The 18,252-nt window shown below is 64.0% G+C and carries 21 protein-coding genes; 6 read left to right on the top strand and 15 right to left on the bottom strand.

Annotated elements, in window-relative coordinates:
* Nucleotides 1-58 precede the first annotated feature (58 nt).
* On the top strand, nucleotides 59-523 hold the full coding sequence (locus FJ471_RS26075; protein WP_140807604.1) for an NUDIX domain-containing protein: 465 nt from the start codon (nucleotides 59-61) through the stop codon (nucleotides 521-523).
* Nucleotides 524-546: 23 nt separating this feature from the next.
* On the opposite strand, the gene recO is transcribed toward FJ471_RS26075, so the two are convergent.
* The 7 genes from recO to FJ471_RS26040 all read right to left on the bottom strand — a co-directional run bounded on the left by recO (nucleotide 547) and on the right by FJ471_RS26040 (nucleotide 5,778).
* On the bottom strand, nucleotides 547-1,296 hold the full coding sequence (gene recO, locus FJ471_RS26070; protein WP_140807603.1) for a DNA repair protein RecO: 750 nt from the start codon (nucleotides 1,294-1,296) through the stop codon (nucleotides 547-549).
* 81 nt (nucleotides 1,297-1,377) lie between these two features.
* Nucleotides 1,378-2,271: an aminoglycoside phosphotransferase family protein gene (locus tag FJ471_RS26065; RefSeq protein WP_140807602.1), complete on the bottom strand. Its 894-nt coding sequence runs from the start codon at nucleotides 2,269-2,271 to the stop codon at nucleotides 1,378-1,380.
* A 42-nt stretch (nucleotides 2,272-2,313) separates the two neighbouring features.
* Entirely contained in the window at nucleotides 2,314-3,246 is a 933-nt protein-coding gene (gene era / locus FJ471_RS26060; protein ID WP_140807601.1) for a GTPase Era, read from the bottom strand.
* A complete protein-coding gene (gene rnc / locus FJ471_RS26055; RefSeq protein WP_140807600.1) occupies nucleotides 3,231-3,947 on the bottom strand; it encodes a ribonuclease III in 717 nt (238 codons plus the stop codon). The genes era and rnc overlap by 16 nt, the downstream gene beginning before the upstream one ends.
* A gap of 4 nt (nucleotides 3,948-3,951) precedes the next feature.
* Complete coding sequence (gene lepB, locus FJ471_RS26050; RefSeq protein WP_140807599.1) at nucleotides 3,952-4,701, bottom strand: signal peptidase I; 750 nt, start codon at nucleotides 4,699-4,701, stop codon at nucleotides 3,952-3,954.
* A 79-nt stretch (nucleotides 4,702-4,780) separates the two neighbouring features.
* Complete coding sequence (acpS, locus tag FJ471_RS26045) at nucleotides 4,781-5,194, bottom strand: holo-ACP synthase (protein WP_140807598.1); 414 nt, start codon at nucleotides 5,192-5,194, stop codon at nucleotides 4,781-4,783.
* A complete protein-coding gene (locus FJ471_RS26040; protein ID WP_140807597.1) occupies nucleotides 5,191-5,778 on the bottom strand; it encodes a DUF2062 domain-containing protein in 588 nt (195 codons plus the stop codon). Before FJ471_RS26040 ends, acpS begins: the two co-directional genes overlap by 4 nt.
* 213 nt (nucleotides 5,779-5,991) lie before the next feature.
* Between FJ471_RS26040 and FJ471_RS26035 the strand changes: the two genes are divergently transcribed.
* The gene (locus FJ471_RS26035) at nucleotides 5,992-6,522 is read left to right on the top strand and encodes a GNAT family N-acetyltransferase (protein WP_140807596.1); all 531 of its coding nucleotides are present in this window, start codon (nucleotides 5,992-5,994) and stop codon (nucleotides 6,520-6,522) included.
* Here the strand turns inward: FJ471_RS26035 and FJ471_RS26030 are convergent.
* The 4 genes from FJ471_RS26030 to rpoZ all read right to left on the bottom strand — a co-directional run bounded on the left by FJ471_RS26030 (nucleotide 6,500) and on the right by rpoZ (nucleotide 10,446).
* On the bottom strand, nucleotides 6,500-6,883 hold the full coding sequence (locus FJ471_RS26030) for a VOC family protein (protein ID WP_140807595.1): 384 nt from the start codon (nucleotides 6,881-6,883) through the stop codon (nucleotides 6,500-6,502). The two genes, FJ471_RS26035 and FJ471_RS26030, sit on opposite strands and share 23 nt — an antisense overlap.
* Before the next feature lie 75 nt (nucleotides 6,884-6,958).
* Nucleotides 6,959-7,537 (bottom strand): orotate phosphoribosyltransferase, encoded by a 579-nt coding sequence (gene pyrE, locus FJ471_RS26025; protein WP_140807594.1) that lies wholly within the window; start codon nucleotides 7,535-7,537, stop codon nucleotides 6,959-6,961.
* Between the two features lie 101 nt (nucleotides 7,538-7,638).
* A complete protein-coding gene (locus tag FJ471_RS26020) occupies nucleotides 7,639-9,873 on the bottom strand; it encodes a bifunctional (p)ppGpp synthetase/guanosine-3',5'-bis(diphosphate) 3'-pyrophosphohydrolase (protein WP_140807593.1) in 2,235 nt (744 codons plus the stop codon).
* Nucleotides 9,874-10,044: 171 nt separating this feature from the next.
* Nucleotides 10,045-10,446, bottom strand: coding sequence for a DNA-directed RNA polymerase subunit omega (rpoZ, locus tag FJ471_RS26015; RefSeq protein ID WP_140807592.1), 402 nt, complete (start codon nucleotides 10,444-10,446; stop codon nucleotides 10,045-10,047).
* A 304-nt stretch (nucleotides 10,447-10,750) separates the two neighbouring features.
* Here rpoZ and FJ471_RS26010 point away from each other — a divergent pair, with 304 nt between their 5' ends.
* Nucleotides 10,751-11,332: an NYN domain-containing protein gene (locus FJ471_RS26010; RefSeq protein WP_140807591.1), complete on the top strand. Its 582-nt coding sequence runs from the start codon at nucleotides 10,751-10,753 to the stop codon at nucleotides 11,330-11,332.
* A 12-nt stretch (nucleotides 11,333-11,344) separates the two neighbouring features.
* Nucleotides 11,345-12,001 carry a uracil-DNA glycosylase gene (locus tag FJ471_RS26005; RefSeq protein WP_140807590.1) on the top strand — a complete coding sequence of 219 codons (657 nt, stop codon included), beginning with the start codon at nucleotides 11,345-11,347 and terminating at the stop codon, nucleotides 11,999-12,001.
* A gap of 27 nt (nucleotides 12,002-12,028) precedes the next feature.
* Here FJ471_RS26005 and FJ471_RS26000 read toward each other — a convergent pair whose 3' ends face one another.
* Nucleotides 12,029-12,502, bottom strand: coding sequence for an Lrp/AsnC ligand binding domain-containing protein (locus FJ471_RS26000; protein WP_140807589.1), 474 nt, complete (start codon nucleotides 12,500-12,502; stop codon nucleotides 12,029-12,031).
* Between the two features lie 143 nt (nucleotides 12,503-12,645).
* On the opposite strand from FJ471_RS26000, the gene FJ471_RS25995 reads away from it, so the two are divergent.
* Nucleotides 12,646-13,575 (top strand): DMT family transporter, encoded by a 930-nt coding sequence (locus tag FJ471_RS25995; RefSeq protein WP_140807588.1) that lies wholly within the window; start codon nucleotides 12,646-12,648, stop codon nucleotides 13,573-13,575.
* Between the two features lie 60 nt (nucleotides 13,576-13,635).
* Here the strand turns inward: FJ471_RS25995 and FJ471_RS25990 are convergent, their stop codons facing one another.
* From FJ471_RS25990 to dapA, 3 genes are all read right to left on the bottom strand, one after another.
* Nucleotides 13,636-14,346: a GH25 family lysozyme gene (locus FJ471_RS25990; protein WP_140807587.1), complete on the bottom strand. Its 711-nt coding sequence runs from the start codon at nucleotides 14,344-14,346 to the stop codon at nucleotides 13,636-13,638.
* Nucleotides 14,347-14,435: 89 nt separating this feature from the next.
* Complete coding sequence (gene smpB / locus FJ471_RS25985) at nucleotides 14,436-14,915, bottom strand: SsrA-binding protein SmpB (protein WP_112095724.1); 480 nt, start codon at nucleotides 14,913-14,915, stop codon at nucleotides 14,436-14,438.
* Nucleotides 14,916-14,940: 25 nt separating this feature from the next.
* Nucleotides 14,941-15,822, bottom strand: coding sequence for a 4-hydroxy-tetrahydrodipicolinate synthase (dapA, locus tag FJ471_RS25980; protein ID WP_140807586.1), 882 nt, complete (start codon nucleotides 15,820-15,822; stop codon nucleotides 14,941-14,943).
* 303 nt (nucleotides 15,823-16,125) lie between these two features.
* On the opposite strand from dapA, the gene FJ471_RS25975 reads away from it, so the two are divergent.
* Entirely contained in the window at nucleotides 16,126-18,165 is a 2,040-nt protein-coding gene (locus FJ471_RS25975) for a lytic transglycosylase domain-containing protein (RefSeq protein ID WP_140807585.1), read from the top strand.
* Nucleotides 18,166-18,252: the final 87 nt, after the last annotated feature.

Here is an 18,252-nt window from a genome sequence, read left to right as displayed (position 1 = left end):
TGCCGCGAAATACTCGTGCTATTCTCGCCCGGGCGACGACAATGCCGCGAGGTGACCGATGCCGCAGAAAAGCGCAGGCCTGCTGATCCACAGACGGATTGCCGGTGTGTTCGAATTCCTGCTCGTCCACCCGGGCGGGCCGTTCTGGGCAAGAAAGGATGAGGGCGCGTGGTCGATCCCGAAGGGACTGGTCGGCGACAATGAGGACGAGCTCGAAGCCGCCAGACGGGAAGCCGAAGAGGAGCTCGGCGTCGCCATCGACGGCGATTTCCAGCCGCTCGGCAGCTACAAGCAGCCGGGCGGCAAGATCGTCATCGCGTGGAGCGTCGAGGCCGACATCGACGCGGATGCCGTCAAGAGCAACATGTTCACCATGGAGTGGCCCCCGAAATCGGGCGCGATGAAGGAGTTCCCCGAAGTCGACAAGGCCGGCTGGTTTTCATTGCCCGAAGCCGGGCTCAAGATCCTGAAGGGCCAGCGCGCCATGCTCGACGATTTCCTGGAGCGGCGCGGCGCCGAATAGGGCGCCTGCCTTGCTGTCACCACCTAGCCGGCAATCGCCTTCACCGCCGCATGATGCCGGCGCAGCGCGGCGAGGAAGCCGGCGCGGGCGTCGGGCGGCTCGAGGCCGCGCGGCTCATAGACATGGCGGGTGAAGAAGAAGCCGCTCAACCGGAAGGCGTCTTCCAGTGCTGCCGCATCGGCGCGCAGGCCGGAGCCGCGCTGCAGGAAGGCCGGCAACGCCAGCATCTTGTCGTGCCAGCCAGCGCCAGCTTCGCGCGAGACGGCGCGGCCGGATTTCGGCGAGACATAGGCGAGGTCCTGCCTGGTGCCGGTCGCCGCGCATTGGCTGAGGTCGAGGCCGAAGCCCAGTTCATCGAGGATGAGCAGTTCGAAGCGCGCCACCAGCTCGCCCGCCGCATCGGCATCCTCCAGATGGGAAATCATCACGGCGAGCGCCTCGTAAAGCCCGCCATGGGCATCGCGTTCGGGCAGGAGCCTTAGATGCGCGGCCATGGTCTGCAGACCGTAGACGGCGACCGCGCTATCCATCAGCCGCGCGGCATTCATCTCGATCGCCTCGGCCTGGAAGATGCCCAGATGCTCGTCGAGGCGCGCCCGCCACAGAAGATCGACGCGGTTGCCGGGCTGCAGCACCGGCTGCTGCCTGCGCGAGCGCCCTCCCCGCACCAGGCCGAGATGGCGGCCATGCGCGCGCGTCATTACCTCGAGGATGGCGCTGGTTTCGCCATGCCTGCGGGTGCCGAGAACGATTCCTTCGTCGCGCCATTCCATGGACGGGAGCTATTCACCCGTTGCGCGGCGAAATCAAGATTTCGGCACCCCAGACCCGACGCGTCCTGACATTCGTCGGTATCACGCCCATGTCCGATGATCGGCAAGGACCTCGTCGATCACTTGGCGTTGCCTTACCGCCTCCGCCTGGTTGGCGTCATGTCCGGCGACGGTGATCAGTGCCTTCCACAACGCCCAGCCGCGGCCGCGCGCCCAGGTGGCGTCATCGACGGCGATGCGAGCGCGGAAGGCTTCGCGGCTTTCGCCTTCGAAGAACGTCCAGGCGATCGCCAGGTCGCAAGACGGGTCGCCGACGCCGGAGGTGCCGAAATCGATGACGGCGCTCAAGCTGCCATCCTCGACCAGAAGGTTGCCCGAGGCGACGTCGCCATGGAACCAGACCGGGGAGCCATGCCAGGTGGCGGCAAGCGCTGCGTCCCAGACGGCGGTGGCTGCATGCGCGTCGATCCGGCCTTCCAGCGCGGCGATGGCTTGCCTCGCCTCGCCGTCATAGACGCTCAGCGGCCCGCCGCGATGAAAATTGTGCGGGCCGGGTCCCGGCCCGCCCGCTGGATCGATGCCTCTCAACGCGACAAGGAAATCGGCAAGGGCAACCGCGAACGCGCCGAGATCGGCAATATGCCCGTCCTTCGCGGTGTCGCCCTCGATCCAGCGATAGACGGACCAGTGCCAGGGATAGGTCTCGGCCGGCTCACCCATGGCCAACGGCGTTGGAATTGGCAGCGGCAGCAGCGGCGCGAGTTTCGGCAACCAGCGATGCTCCTTCTCGACCTGCAGCGAATAGGAGGCCGCACTCGGCAACCTGACCGTCATGTCTTCGCCGAGATGAAAGGTGCGGTTGTCCCAGCCGCCGGAAGCGACCGGGCTGACCGGCAAATCCCGCCATTGTGGAAACTGCGCATCGACCAGCCGCCGCACCAGATCGGTATCGATGGCCGGTTGCGGATCATCCATGTCGTTGTCCCAAAACCGCTTCGCGCCTTTGGGCGACATGCATCAATGGGGAAATTCCAGCCCCATCTCGCGGTAGCGCTCGGGGTCGTCGCCCCAGTTCTCGCGCACCTTCACGAACAGGAAGAGATGCACCTTCTGCTCGAGTATCTCGGCGATCTCGGTGCGCGCGGCCTGCCCGATGGCGCGGATCGTCTCGCCCTTGTGGCCGAGCACGATCTTCTTCTGGCTGTCGCGCTCGACATAGATCACCTGCTCGATGCGCACCGAGCCGTCCTTCTTCTCTTCCCATTTCTCGGTTTCGATATGCGAGGAATAGGGAAGCTCCTGGTGCAGCCTCAGATAAAGCTTTTCGCGGGTGATCTCGGCGGCGAGCTGGCGCATCGGCAGATCGGATATCTGGTCCTCCGGATAGTACCAGGGGCCTGAGGGAAGCGTCTCGGCGAGATAATCGAGCAGGTCCTTGCAGCCGGAGCCGGTCAGCGCGGAGACCATGAAGGTGCGCTTGAACGGAACGCGCTCGTTCGCGGTCGCGGCCAAGGCGAGAAGCGTTTCAGGCTTGACGCGGTCGACCTTGTTGAGGACGAGCAGCATCGGCTGCCGGACGTCCTTCAGCCGGTCGAGGATGGCATCGGCGTCGCCCCTGATGCCGCGCTCGGCGTCGATCAGCAGCACTACGACATCGGCATCCTTGGCGCCGCCCCAGGCGGTCGTCACCATGGCCGTGTCCAGCCGGCGTTTCGGCTTGAAGATGCCGGGCGTGTCGACGAAGACGATCTGCGTATTGTCATGCGTGGCGATGCCGCGCACGATGGCGCGGGTGGTCTGCACCTTATGGGTGACGATCGACACCTTGGCGCCGACCAGTTGGTTGACCAACGTCGACTTGCCGGCATTGGGCGCGCCGATCAGCGCGACAAAACCGGATCGGGTGCTGGGGGTCTCGGGAGATTGGTTTGCGATCATGCCGCGCTCCATACGCCCTCGCGCAGCAAAAGAGTAGCCGCCGCGGCCTGCTCGGCCTCGCGTTTTGAGCGGCCGCTGCCGGTCGCGGGAGCAAAAGAGCCGACCTTGACGCTGACCGTGAACAGCGGGTCGTGGTCCGGTCCCTCGCGGCCGTCGACGCGGTAGGCAGGCACGGCGCCGGCCGCGGCCTGGTGCGCCCATTCCTGCAATTCGGTCTTGGCGTCGCGCCGCGCGGCATCTATCGCCTGCGATCGCGGCTGCCAGTAGCGGTGGATGAACGCTCGGGCCGTCTCAAGGCCGCCATCCAGGTAAAGCACGGCAATCAGCGATTCCAGCGCATCGGCGCGCAGATTGGTGCGCTTGCGTCCATCGAGATTGCGCACATCGGAGCCCGCGCGGACGAGTTCCGGCAGGCCGATCTCCTCGGCGATTTCGGACAGCGCCTCGGCATTGACCAGCGCGTTGAGACGCAGCGAAAGCTCGCCCTCGGCGGCATCGGGAAAGGCGGCGAGCAGCATGTCGGCGACGATGAGGCCGAGAACGCGGTCGCCCAGGAATTCGAAACGCTCGTAGTCGACACCGGCATGGGTCGAACGGGCGCTGGCATGGGTCAGCGCCCGCTGCAGGCGCTGGCGATCGGCGAAGGCGTGGCCGGTGCGCTCGACAAGCGCTTCGGCAAGGGCATCGGCGGTCAAACGCTTGCTGGCCGCCATCGCTCTAGTGGACGAAATGGAACAGGCGCCCGGCGCGCATCAATGACGGCCACTTCCAGATCTCGAGCGGGCTCGCCTTGCCGGCGATCGAGAAGAAGATGACGTTGGCGCGGCCGACAAGGTTCTCGGCCGGCACATAGCCGACGGCGAAGCGGCTGTCGGACGAATTGTCGCGATTGTCGCCCATCATGAAATAGTGCCCGGCCGGCACGACGAATTCGCGCGTGTTGTCGCCGATCGAATCGGAATTGATGTCGAGCGTGTCGTAGCTGACGCCGTTCGGCAGCGTTTCACGGTAGACGTCGATCGGCCTGTTTTCCTCGGTGACATCGGGATTGTCGATCTGGCCGGTCTTTACGCGCGGCACGCCGACGTCGTTGATGAAGAGCTGGCCGTCCTTCACCTGGATCTTGTCGCCGGGCAGGCCGACGACGCGCTTGATGTAGTCGACCGACGGATCCGGCGGGAACTTGAACACCACCACGTCGCCGCGCTTGGGTTCCGAGCCCCAGATGCGGCCCGAGAAGATATCGGGACCGAAAGGCAGCGAGTAACGCGAATAGCCATAGGCCCATTTGGTGACGAAGAGATAGTCGCCTTCGAGCAGCGTCGGCCGCATCGAGCCCGACGGAATGGAGAACGGCTGGAAGAGCAGCGTGCGGATGACGAGCGCGAGCAGCAGAGCCTGGATGATGACGGAAAAGGTTTCACCAAGTCCGCCGGATTTCTTCTGCGATTTTTCAGCCACGCTCATGTCGTCCTCGATTGTGCGATGTTGGTATAGAGTCTCGGCGCGCGCTGAGCAACGTCATGCCGATGGTGGTCAGATGGAATCAATGTGGCGCTTGTTCGGCAGCGACTGCCTCGATGATCACAAAGGCTTGAGCAAGCGGGAAATCGTCGGTGATGGTGAGGTGGATCAGCGCGCGGTGGCCTTTCGGTAGGATTTTGTCCAGCCTGGCCGCGGCGCCGCCGGTCAGCGCCATGGTTGGCGCGCCGCTCGGCAGGTTGACCACGCCCATGTCGCGCCAGAACACGCCCTCGGCCATGCCGGTGCCCAACGCCTTGGCGCAGGCCTCCTTGGCGGCGAAGCGCTTGGCATAGGAGGCGGCGCGGGCGGCACGCTTTTCCGACGTGGCCTGTTCGACCTCGGTATAGATGCGCTGGACGAAGCGCTGGCCGTGCCGCTCCAGCGATTTCTCGATGCGTCTGATGTCGATCAGGTCGCTGCCGATGCCGATGATCATTCCGCCGGCACTTCCCGTCCGCCCTGCCGCGCCTTCTTTTCGGCGCGCTCGGCCATGCGCTTCCGGCGCCGCTCGCGAAACACGGTCATGCCCCAGCGCGTGATGGCGTAGAACACGAGCCCGAAGATCAGGCCGAGCGGCACCGCGCCGATCAGCATCGGCTCCAGAACGGGGTGCCAGAGCTTGGCGAAGGAGAGCTTGTGCATCATTTCGCCGAGATGCTCGGGCGGACCGTGCCTCGGCAGGTGCTCATGCAGGAGCAGCTTGCCGGTTTCCCAGGATGCGCCCCACAAAAGCGGGAAGGTCAGCGGATTGCCGAAGAACACGGCGCCGAGTGCTGCCGCGACCAGATTGCCGGCGATGATCCAGCACAGCACGGCGGCGACGATGAAGTGGAAGCCAAGCGGGAAGAAGGACGCAAAAACGCCCGCCGCGACGCCGGCGGCGACGGAATGCGGCGTCGCCTTTAGCCGCAGGATGCGTTTGGAGAAATACTGCACGGAACGTGAGAACGAGCGGCGCGGCCATAGATAAGTACGCACCCGCTCCAGGAGGCCATCAGGCTCTCGGCGTCGAAAAAGCACTCTGTTCCAGTTCCCGGTCCAACACGCGCTGCCCCTGCCCACCGGGACGCGCCAACATATCTTGCGCTTCGATGGCGCAGAAAGGCAACAAGACTTTGATATAGCGACGGCCAGGCCGCGCAACAATGAAACGCCGCCGCGATGGTCTGCCGCAGGCTGTAACAAGGCCGTCATTCTGGCGAAACTGAGGAAAACAACCCGGATGCGGAGCCGATGATCACAATTCGACCGGCGCGGGCCGAGGACGCCGAAGCATTGCCGGGTATCGAGCAATCGGCCGGAGAGGCGTTCCGCGCCATCGCGGAACTGGCGTGGCTGGCCGATGGCGACAATGTCAGCGTCGAGCGACACCGCGCGCTGATCGCCGCTGGCGCATGCTGGGTTGCCGCCGACGGGAGGGGCCGGCCGGTCGGATTCCTGAGCGCTGGGATCGAGAGCGATGCGCTGCATATCTGGGAGTTGGACGTGCGCCTCGACCGGCAGGGCCAAGGCATCGGCCGCGCGCTGCTTGAACGGGCGGTCGCCGACGCAAGGCAGCGCGGACTGGCAGGGGTGACGCTGACGACGTTTCGCGCCGTTGCCTGGAATGCGCCCTTCTATCGCAAGTCCGGATTTCGCATCCTGGAAGGCATCGAGATCGACGACCGGCTGGCCAGCCTGCTCGCCGACGAGGCCGAGCATGGCATGGCTTTGGACCAACGCTGCGCAATGCGGCTCGATTTCAGTCGAGCCGATACTCGCTGACCTCGACCAGATTGCCGTCCGGATCACGGAAATAGACCGACATCATCGGGCCGCGCGCGCCGGTGCGCCCGACCGGACCGACTTCGACCGCCACGCCATTGGCCTTCAGGCTGGCCTGGACCTCGGCAAGCGGCACAGCGGCCACGAGGCAGAAATCCCCGGAACCCGGCGTCGGCATCGTTGCCTTGGGTTCGAAAGTGCGGCCGACTTCGTGCAGGTTGATCTTCTGCGAGCCGAACAGAAGCGCGGTCGGCCGGTTCGGTTCATTGAGCCGCCGCATGCCGAGCACCCGCCGGTAGAAATCGCAGGTCGCTTCCACCGAGCGGACCGTCAGCACGAAATGGTCGATGCCTGCTATCATCGCGATCTCGACACATGCCGCTGGCAAGGAGATTCAAGCGGCCCGCTCAAGTGCTTGTTTTTGCACATCACGACGTCAGATGTTGCGGCTTCCTGGCTTAACGGCGGGAATGGCGGCGAGTTCCGGCGGCAGGCGGTCGGCGGGATAGGCCGGCACTTCATATTCGGCAAGCGCGATCAGCGGCACGCCGACATCGGTCTTGCCGGCCGAGCGGTCGATGATACAGGCGGCCGCCACCACCTCGGCGCCAAGCTCGCGCAGGCAGTCTATGGTCTCGCGGATCGACAGGCCGGTGGTGACGATGTCCTCGACGATGACGACGCGCGAGCCCTCGGCGATCTCGAAGCGGCGCAGCCTGAATTCGCCCCCTTCCCGCTCGACCCAGATCGCCGGCGCGCCGAGATGACGCGAGGTTTCATAGGCCGGGATCAGGCCGCCGATCGCCGGGCCGACGACGTAATCGATCCGTCCGGGCACCGCCTTACGGATCTTCTCGGCCAGAGCCTTGCACAGGCGCTCGGTCTTGTCGGCATGCATGAAGACCCGAGCCTTCTGCAGGAAGACCGGACTGCGCAGGCCGGACGTCAGGATGAAATGACCTTCGAGAACGGCGCCGGCCTCGCGGAAAATGTCCAGCACTTCGTCGGTGTTCATTGTTGCTCCTTGCCTTTGGCGAGTGGTGAATGGTGAATGGTGAATGGTAGTGAGAGCGCCTTCTATTCTCTATTCACTATTCACTATTCACTATTCACCACTCATCCATTGACGCGCCGCGCATCGCTGACGCTCGAATTGTCCTTTAGCTGCGACAGCAGCCGGTTGAGATGCTTCAGGTCCCAGACCTCGAGATCGATCAGCATCTCGGTGAAATCGGGTGCCGTGCGTATCATCGACAGCGTGTGGATGTTGGCGTCGTTGGACGCGACGACCTGGGCGATGTCGGCCAACGAACCGGGCGCATTGATGGCGGTGACCGAGATGCGCGCCGGGAAACGTTCCTTGGTGCGCTCGTCGATGTCCCAGCGCACGTCGATCCAGCGCTCCGGCTGGTCGTCGAAGGCCTGCAGCGCCGGCGACTGGATCGGGTAGATGGTGATGCCGGTGCCCGGCTGGATGATGCCGACGATGCGGTCGCCGGGCACAGCACCCTCCGGCGCGAAACGCACCGGCAGGTCGCCGCGCACGCCGCGGATCGGCACCGCGCCGTCGCGCTGCTGGTTCTTGCTGTCCTTACGCGCGGCCCGGGTGCCGGGCATCTGGAACAGCATGCCGGCGGCATTGCGGATCTTCGACCAGCCCTCCTCGCGCTGCTTGGGCGGAGCGACGGTGACACGCTCGTCCTTATAGTCGGGGAAGACCGCCTTCATCACGTCGGTGGAGCTCAGCTCGCCGCGGCCGACCGAGGCCAGCACGTCCTCGATGTCCTTGCGCGCCAGCCGGTGCAGCACCGGCTTCAGGCTTTCCTTGGTGAAGGTCTTGCCGGCGCGCTCGAAGGCGCGTTCGAGGATGCGGGCGCCGAGGCCGGAATATTGCTTGCGGATCGCATTCTTGGTGGCACGGCGGATGGCGGCGCGCGCCTTGCCGGTGACGACGACCGATTCCCAGGCGGCGGGCGGCACCTGCGCCTTGGAGCGGATGATCTCGACCTCGTCGCCGTTCTTCAGTTCCGTCATCAGCGGCATGATGCGGCCATTGACCTTGGCGCCGACGCAGGTGTCGCCGACATCGGTGTGGACGGCATAGGCGAAATCGATCGGGGTAGCGCCGCGCGGCAGTGCGATCAGCATGCCCTTGGGCGTGAAGCAGAACACCTGGTCCTGGAACAGCTCCAGCTTGGTGTTCTCGAGGAAATCCTCCGGATTGTCGCCTTCGGCCAGCTGCTCGATGGTGCGCCTCAGCCAGGCATAGGCGTTGGTCTCCTTGGAGATCGCGTGGCCGGCGCCATTCGTCTTGCCGCCGCTGTCCTTGTAGATCGAATGCGCGGCCACGCCATATTCGGCGATCTTGTTCATCTCCCTGGTGCGGATCTGCAATTCGACGCGCTGGCGCGACGGGCCGACGATGGTGGTGTGGATCGATCGGTAGTCGTTCTGCTTCGGCGTCGAGATGTAGTCCTTGAAGCGGCCGGGCACCATCGACCAGGTGGTGTGGATGGCGCCAAGCGCGCGGTAGCAGTCGTCGACCGAATCGACGACGACGCGGAAGCCGAAAATGTCGGAGAGCTGCTCGAAGGAGAGCGCCTTGGCCTCCATCTTACGGAACACCGACCACGGCTTCTTCTGCCGGCTCTTAACACTCGCCTTGATGGCGTGTTTCTCGAACAGGCCCGACAGCGCTGTCTCGATCTCCTGCAAGACGCCCTTGTTGCGCTCGAAAATCTCGGCAAGCCTTGCGGTAACGGCGCGATAAGCCTCCGGATTGATGTAGCGGAAGGCAATCTCTTCCAGTTCCTCGCGCATGCCTTGCATGCCCATGCGCCCAGCCAAAGGCGCATAGATGTCCATCGTCTCCTCGGCAATGCGCAGGCGCTTGGACTCGGGCATATGGTCGAGCGTGCGCATGTTGTGCAGGCGGTCGGCGAGCTTGACCAGGAGAACGCGGATGTCCTCGGAGATCGCGAGCAGGAGCTTGCGCAGGTTCTCCGCCTGCTCGGCTTTCTTCGAGACGAGGTCGAGCTTCTTCAGCTTGGTGAGGCCTTCGACCAGCTTGCCCATTTCGGGACCGAAGAGCTCGTCGATCTCCGCCCTGGTCGCGGTCGTGTCCTCGATCGTGTCATGCAGCAGGGCAACGGCGATGGTCGCCTCGTCCATGTGCATGTCGGTGAGGATGGCGGCGACTTCGAGGGGATGCGAGAAATAGGGATCGCCAGAGGCGCGCTTCTGGTGGCCATGCTTCTGCATGGCATAGACGTAGGCCTTGTTGAGCAGCGCCTCGTTGACGTCAGGCTTGTAGCGCTGGACGCGCTCGACAAGCTCATACTGACGCATCATGGGCGGGATCTCGCGGTGCTGAAATGATTGATGCGCCGCACCAAGGTGCGACGCATCTCATAGATAGCCACGAAACTTACGAGACGGAAGTGCCGGATGCTTGATCCAGGCGAACTCGGAAGCTTTTCAGAACGCGCTCAACAACCAGCTGAGCAGAATTATCAAAAGCTCTTAGTAATCGTCGCTCTTTTCCGGCGGTACCAGACCTTCGATGCCGGCGAGCAGATCTTCCTCGCTCATGCGATCGAAAGTGATGTTCTCCTCGGCGTCGTCGGCGTCGGCCGCAACAGCGGTCGCGCCGGTCTGATCGGTGATCGTCTCGCCCTCCGCCTCCGGCTCGTCGACCTCGACATGCTTCTGCAGCGAGTGGATCAGATCTTCCTTGAGGTCATCGGGCGACAGCGTCTCGTCGGCGATCTCGCGCAGCGCGATGACCGGGTTCTTGTCATTGTCGCGCGGAACGGTGATCTGCGCGCCCTGGCTGATCTGGCGGGCGCGATGACCGGCGAGCAGCACGAGCTCGAAACGGTTGTCGACCTTGTCGATGCAATCTTCAACGGTTACGCGGGCCATGGACTGCCCCTTTCATGCGATGGATTTGATGGAAAGCTGGCGCGCTCCATAACGCGGGCGCGGGCGAAATACAAGCTTTATGGCGGCGACGGCAGCCTTGCGGGCCGTTGCCCGGCTCAGCATCGGACCGCGCCATGATGCCGCTCACATAGTTGCGATCACAATTGCTTGCAATGCGGGGCCTGCCCTTGGATATCCATAAATTGCGCGTTATCTCGGATGTGACGGCACCGAGGCCCAATTTGTCGGACCTATTCGTCAAACGCTTTTAGACGACAGAAATTTTCGAAAGGGATGTTTTTCAATGTTCGATCCCCGTGAAAAGATCGCTCTTTTCATCGACGGCGCCAATCTCTACGCCACCTCGCGGGCGCTGGGCTTCGACATCGACTACCGCAAGCTTCTGTCGAACTTCCAGAAGCGCGGCTACCTGCTGCGCGCTTACTATTACACCGCGCTGGTCGAGGATCAGGAATATTCATCGATCCGGCCGCTGATCGACTGGCTCGACTATAACGGCTTCAAGGTGGTGACGAAGCCCGCCAAGGAATTCACCGACTCGACCGGCCGCCGCAAGATCAAGGGCAATATGGACATCGAGCTGACCGTCGATGCGCTGGAACTCGCCGATGTCGTCGACCATTATGTCATCTTCTCCGGCGACGGTGACTTCCGCACGCTGGTCGAGGCGCTGCAGCGGCGTGGCCGCAAGGTGTCGATCATCTCAACCATGGCCTCGCAGCCGCCGATGATTTCCGACGATCTGCGCCGCCAGGCCGACCATTTCATCGATCTGGTGACGCTGAAGAACGAGGTCGGCCGCGATCCCTCGGAGCGGCCGGTGCGCCGGCCGGAACCAGCCGAAGTCGACGAGGACGATTATTGACGAGCGGCGGCCTTGAGCGCCGCGCCCTCCCCCGAACCCGGCCATGACTGCCCGCTCTGCCCGCGGCTGCATGATTTCATCGGCGCCTGGCGCAAGCGCGAGCCTAGCTGGTTCAACGCGCCGGTACCGACCTTCCTGCCGCCCGAGGGCGAAGGTTCGGTCAGGCTGCTGATCGTCGGGCTGGCGCCCGGCTTGCGCGGCGCCAACCGCACGGGACGCCCGTTCACCGGCGACTATGCCGGCGACCTGCTCTACGGCACGATGATCGCGCATGGCCTGGCGCGCGGCGAGTTCAAGGCGCGGCCGGATGACGGGCTGGAGCTTGTCGGCACGGCCATCACCAATGCGGTGCGCTGCGTGCCGCCGGAGAACAAACCGGTGGGCGCCGAGATCGCCACCTGCCGCAGCTTTCTAAAACCAACGATTGCGCGCTTCCCCAATTTGCGCGCCATCCTGACGCTGGGCTCCATCGCGCACCAGTCGACGGTGCGGGCGCTGGGCGAGCGCGTCGCGGCCATTCCGTTCCGCCATGGCGGCCGGCAGCAGGCCGGCGGCATCGCGTTGTTTTCCAGCTATCACTGCTCGCGCTACAACACCAATACGGGCGTGCTGACCCAGGAGATGTTCGTCAACGTGTTCAAGGAGATTGCGGCGTTCCTGAAGAACTAGATTCAGGACGCCTCGATGGTCCGGCGACTATACCGGCAGCAACGCATGCGGCTTCACGTCGCCGATCGAGGCATAGGTGTGCGTCTCCTTCACGCCCGGCAGCGCGAGGATGACCCGCGTCAGGAAATCCTGATAGGCAGCCATTTCCGAAATTCGCGCCTTCACCAGATAGTCGAAGCCGCCGACGACCATGTGGCATTCGAGAACCTCGGGCGCCTTGGTCACCGCTTCGGCGAAGCGTTCGAAAATATGAGGCGCCGTATGATCGAGGCGGACCTCGATGAAGACGAGCGTGCCGCGTCCTATCTTGGCGGGATCGAGCACGGCCCTGACCGCGGTGATGTAGCCTTCCCGAAACAGCCGCTTCACCCGCAGGCTGGTGCCGGTCGGCGACAGGCCGACACGCGCCGCCAGATCAAGGGTGGTGCGGCGCCCATCCTCCTGCAACAGCCGAAGAAGATTGCGGTCGACCGCGTCGAGATCGCTTGCTTCTGGATTCACTCTGGAACTGCCTTTTTGATGTGAATTCCGCTACCATTTTCCAAAAAGAGCGTATTTCAACGCGGAAGCCTGAACAATAGCCTGCGCTTTCGCCGCAGCGGTGGAGACGGTCTTCACCTCCGACGACATATGGGTGGCAGGTCGTGGCAGACGCAGGAAACGCAGGAAACACGAGACTGGCGATTGTCGCCGGCCTCACCATGATCGGCATCTACGCTATCCAATTCGTCGCCGCCCGCTTCAGCCTCCGGGAGCATCTGACGGCGACAGATCTGGCCGCCTTGCGCTTTGGCGGGGCGGGGGCGGTCTTTCTGCCGATCGTCTGGCGCAGCGGCTTCGCAAACATGAGGGCGCTGGGCTGGAGACGGGCTTTGGCATTGGCGGCGCTGGCCGGCTTGCCTTATCCGCTGATCATCAATTGGGGCCTGACCTATGCGCCTGCCGCCCACGCGGCCGCGCTCTGTCCTGCGTCGATCGTCTTCTTTTCGTCCCTGCTGTCGCGTGTCTTCTTCAATGACAGCGTTTCCCAGCAACGGACTATCGGCGTCGTCGTGATTGTAGCCGGCCTTTTGCTCTTCATCGCGCCAGCGCGTGACGGTGCCAGCAGCGTCCTCATCGGTGATATTCTTTTCATCGGGTCCGGTCTTATGTTTTCGACCTATGCCGTTCTGGTGAGGCAGTGGCGTGCCGATCCGGTCACGGCGACAGCGGCGGTTGTGCTCCTGTCGTGCCTGCCGTTGCCGCTTCTCTATCTCTTCGCGCCAAGCCATATCCATGCCGCGAGTGCCATGGAGATCGTCAGTCAGATCGTCATTCAGGGGATTCTGGCCGGCGCCGCGGCCATGTTCCTCTACACTTACATCGTCCGCCAACTGGGGCCGCAGGCGGCATCCCTGTTCCTGCCCGGCATACCGATCGCCACGGTGCTTGTCGGCATGGCGGTGCTCGGCGAAACGCCGATGGCGATCCAGTTCGCGGCCATCGCGATCATGGCAGCGGGAATGGCCTTCTCGGCGATCGGGAGACGTGGTGCCGGCGCAAACCTGAATGCGCCGGCGCCAGGCGGATCGTGAGACTTTTCAGCGATATACGCAAAACGCCGCAGAAACAGATTCGAGACTGCCGCCGGGCACTTACGGCGTCGGCGAAAACAGCGCGGCCAGCGTCTCGCGGCCGCCCTTCAGCACGTTCAGATCGACATCGCCTTCGATGCCGTCGACGCGGCCCATATTGTGATACTGCCAGTAGATCCAGTCGTTCTCGCCCGGCCTGATCGCCAATGAGCGCAGCCAGCGCCGACGCGCGATGATCTCGCCGGAATAGGCGTCGGCCGCCTCGTCGGTCAGATAGAAAATCGCCTGCTTGCCGAACGCCGCCTCGACAGGACCGAGGAAAGCGGCAAGCTCGGCGTTCAACTGCTCGGGCGACGGGCGCTGCGGACAGTTGCCGCCGAATTCGATGTCGACCACCGGCGGCAAAAGCGGCTCGCCGCGCGGCACCACCGAAATGAAGTTCTTCGCCTGGTCGGCGCCAGGGCGGCAGAAGGTGAAGAAGTGATAGGCGCCGACCGCAAGGCCCGCGGCCCGCGCTTCGCGCAGATTGGCCGTGAACAAGGTGTCGACATGGGTGCCGCCTTCGGTCGCCTTGATGATGGCGAAGGCGACATCGTCGGCCGCGACGCGTTGCCAGTCGATCTTTCCCTGGTGGTGGGAGACGTCGATGCCCCGGATCGGGAACTCCGCGCGGTTCGGTGAAAAGCCACGGAACCAGAAGAAGGCGCCCGCCGCGACGGCACAGGCGACAACCACGCCGGCAAGGCCCCAGAAAACGACCCGCTTCCCCAAGACCACCCCCGTCGGAAATACTGTTCGGGCCGAACCAGAAAGCTGACCGGTGGCTTTTTTCAGGCGGCGAACGCCACGAGCCCGAGAACTCAGCCGCGCTCCTTCAGCAGCCGGCCCTTCTCGCGCGACCAGTCGCGCTGCTTTTCGGTCTCGCGCTTGTCGTGCAGTTTCTTGCCGCGAGCGACCGCGAGCAGCAGCTTGGCGCGGCCGCGGTCGTTGAAATAGATTTTCAGCGGCACCAGCGTCATGCCCTCGCGCTCGACGCTTTGCGAGAGCTTGGCCATCTCGCGCTTCGAGACCAGCAATTTGCGGCGCCGGCGCGGCTCGTGGTTGAAGCGGTTGGCCTGCAGATATTCCGGCAGATAGGAATTGATCAGCCAGATCTCGCCGCCCTCGGCGGAGGCATAAGATTCCTGGATGTTGGCCTGGCCCTGGCGCAGCGACTTGACCTCGGTGCCGGTCAGCACCAAGCCGGTCTCGATCGTGTCGAGCACCTCGTAGGAAAAGCGCGCCTTGCGGTTTTCAGCAACGGTCTTGTTGTTGGGGTCGGCTTTCTTGACTTGATTCATAATGCGGAGAGGTGGCGCCTCATCCCTAGTTAATCAAGCCGGCGTGCTTGAGCGCCGCATCGATCTTTTGCGCAGTCGAGGTCTCGACCGTGACCAGCGGCGAGCGCACCACATTCTCGATCCTGCCCAGCTTCGACAGAGCATATTTCGACCCGGAAACGCCGGGCTCCATGAAGATCGCCTCATGCAGCGGCAGAAGCCGATCCTGCAGGTCGAGCGCCTTGGCGCTGTCGCCGGCGAGCGTCGCTTCCTGGAATTCGGCGCACAGCCGCGGCGCGACATTCGAGGTCACCGAAATACAGCCGACGCCGCCATGGGCATTGAAGCCGAGCGCGGAGGCATCCTCGCCGGAAAGCTGGATGAAATCCTTGCCGCAGGTCATGCGCTGATAGGAGACGCGCTCGACCTTGCCGGTCGCGTCCTTGACGCCGGCAATGTTCTTGAAGTCGTGGCGCAGCCTGCCCATCGTCTCGGGCGTCATGTCGATCACCGAACGCGGCGGGATATTGTAAATGATGATCGGCAGCTTGGTGGCCTTGGCGACAGCGGCGAAATGCTCATAGAGGCCGCGCTGCGTGGGCTTGTTGTAGTAAGGCGTGACGACAAGGGCGGCATCGGCGCCGGCCTTTTCGGCATATTGCACCAGCCCGACAGCTTCCTCGGTGTTGTTGGAGCCCGCGCCGGCGACGACCGGTACCCTGCCCTTGGCCACCTCGATGCAGACCTTGACGACCTGGCGGTGCTCGTCATGGGACAGCGTCGGCGACTCGCCGGTGGTGCCGACGGGAACCAGACCCTTGGTGCCCTCGGCGATCTGCCATTCGACGAAAGCGCGAAAGGCTTTCTCGTCGAAGCGCCCGCTCTTTTCGAACGGTGTCACGAGCGCAGTCAGCGAGCCTCTCAGCATGTCGTCCAAACTCCTTGGAACTTTGTCGGCTTATGCATGTCGTCGTCCCAAAACCGGTTCCCACTTTTGGGCGACATGCATCGGTGTTCATTAGATCGGTTGGTTGCGCGCCTTCTACCCGAAAGCGAAGCCGCGCACCATAGTCTCGACATGGTTCAGCGGCAAGGATCGCAATAGAGCCAGCGGGTGTAATTCGAACGGCCTCGATAACCTTTTGTTTACGAGCCCTTCACCACCTAAGTTTAGAGTCTGTTTAGGCTTTCCAGGCCCCGTACCCGCTGACGATGTGCTAGGATTGAAGCAATGCCGACGAGGCGGCCCCATCTTTTCGCGCTTTTGGGCGCGATCGTCGCGCTGACGCCTACGGTGGCGATCGGCGGTAGCGTCGACGTGCGCGTGACGGCTGCCATCCCCGCGCCCGACGCACCGCAGGCGCCAGGGCAGACGTCGACCGCCCCGTCCTCCGACATAGCGCAACTGAAGAGCGGGCTCGATGCGCTCGCCGCCAACGATATTGCAGGCGCGCGCAATGCGCGCGACACGCTGCCCGCCACCTCGCTCGACCGCCACATCCTTGCCTGGGCAATCGCGCTTTACGGCGGCGACAAGGTGCCGAGCGGCGAGATTGCCGATGCGGCCAAGATGCTGCCTGGATGGCCCGGCACGATCGCACTGCGCAGGAACAGCGAGCGCGCGCTCTATCGCGAGAATCCGCCGCCGCAAGTGGTGGTGCAGGCCTTCGGTCGCAGCCTGCCGCTGACGCCCGAAGGCGTGATCGTCCTTGCCCGCTCGCAGGTGGCGCTGGGCAACAGGGCTGCGGCGCGCGCGGTGCTGGTGCCGTTCTGGCGCACGGAGAAGCTGGAAGCAAAGGACGAGGCGACCGTCATCAAGGAGTTCGGCACGCTGATCCCGGCGGCCGACCATCGCTACCGCATGGAGCGCATGTTCTATGCCGACCGGCCGTCGTCGGCGCTGCGCGTCGCCGGTCTCGCCGGCGCGCAGGCCCTGGCGGATGCGTGGGCGGCCGCCGACAAGGGTGACAAGAACGCCGCCAAGCTGTTGCAGGCGGTGCCCGCGGCGCAGCGCTCGGCCGGCTATTTCTTCGCCGAGGCGGAGTATCTGCGCAAGCAGCAGAAATTCACCGATGCCGCTGCTGTCGTGATGAAGGCACCGACCGACCGCGATTCTTTGGTCGACCCCGATGCCTGGTGGGTCGAACGCCGTGTGCTGTCACGCGAGCTGGTCGACCAGGGCGACATGAAAACAGCCTACAAAATCGTCTCCATGCACGCCGCCGAGAGCCCGCCGAGCGCCGCCGAAGCCGAGTTCCACGCCGGCTGGTATGCGTTGCGCGGTCTCAACGACCCGGCGACCGCCGCCGGGCATTTCACACGCATCACCGAGCTCGCCCAGGGACCGGTGTCGCTGTCGCGCGCCTATTACTGGCTCGGCCGCGCGGCAGAAGCCGGCGGCCCAGGCAATGCCAAGGACTATTTCACGCGCGCGGCCAGCTACGGCACGACCTTCTATGGCCAGCTCGCCGGCGAGCGCGTGGGCTTGAGGACCCTCAACATCGTCTATCCGAAACCGAGCGCGGCCGACCGCCAGAGCTTCGACGGTCGCGAGGCGGTGAGCGCGATCAAGCGGCTGCAGGATGCGGGTTATGACCGCTACGCCGAAACGCTCTACCGCGACCTTGCCGGGCAGCTGACCAGCCCGGGCGAGCTGGCGCTGCTTGCCGTGCTGGCCGAAAAGCAGGGCAACCATTTCATGGCGCTCAAGGTCGGCAAGATCGCCGCCCAGCGCGGCATCGATGTCGGCGCGCTGTCGCATCCGCTTGGCGTCATTCCCGATTCGGCCAATATTTCGGGATCCGGCAAAGCGCTTGCCTATGCCATCGCCCGCCAGGAAAGCGAGTTCAACGTCGGCGCCGTTTCCAGCGCCGGCGCGCGCGGCCTGCTGCAGTTGATGCCGGGCACGGCCAAGCAATTGGCGAAGAAGGCCGGCATGAGTTTCTCGCAGACACGGCTGACGACAGACGCCGGCTACAACGCGACGCTAGGCTCGGCCTTTCTCGGCGAGCAGCTCGACCGTTTCGGCGGTTCCTATGTGCTCACCTTCGTCGGCTACAATGCCGGCCCGAACCGCGCCGCCCAGTGGGCAGCGAAATACGGCGACCCGCGCGGCAAGGACGTGGATGCTGTCGTCGACTGGATCGAGCGGATTCCCTACACGGAAACAAGAAGTTACGTGCAACGCGTGATGGAGAATTACGAGGTCTACAAGATGCGTATTTCAGGCAAATACGACATCGTGGGCGATCTCGTGAACGGGAGGAGCTGAGGGCACTTCTCCTTCTCCCCTTGTGGGAGAAGGTGTCGCCGAAGGCGACGGATGAGGGGTGCTCCAGGGAACACCAGCGTCTCGCTC

It is taken from the genome of Mesorhizobium sp. B2-7-1, from assembly GCF_006440735.1.
In the GTDB taxonomy this organism is placed as follows: Bacteria; Pseudomonadota; Alphaproteobacteria; order Rhizobiales; family Rhizobiaceae; genus Mesorhizobium.
This window is presented reverse-complemented; position numbering and strand designations above follow the sequence as displayed.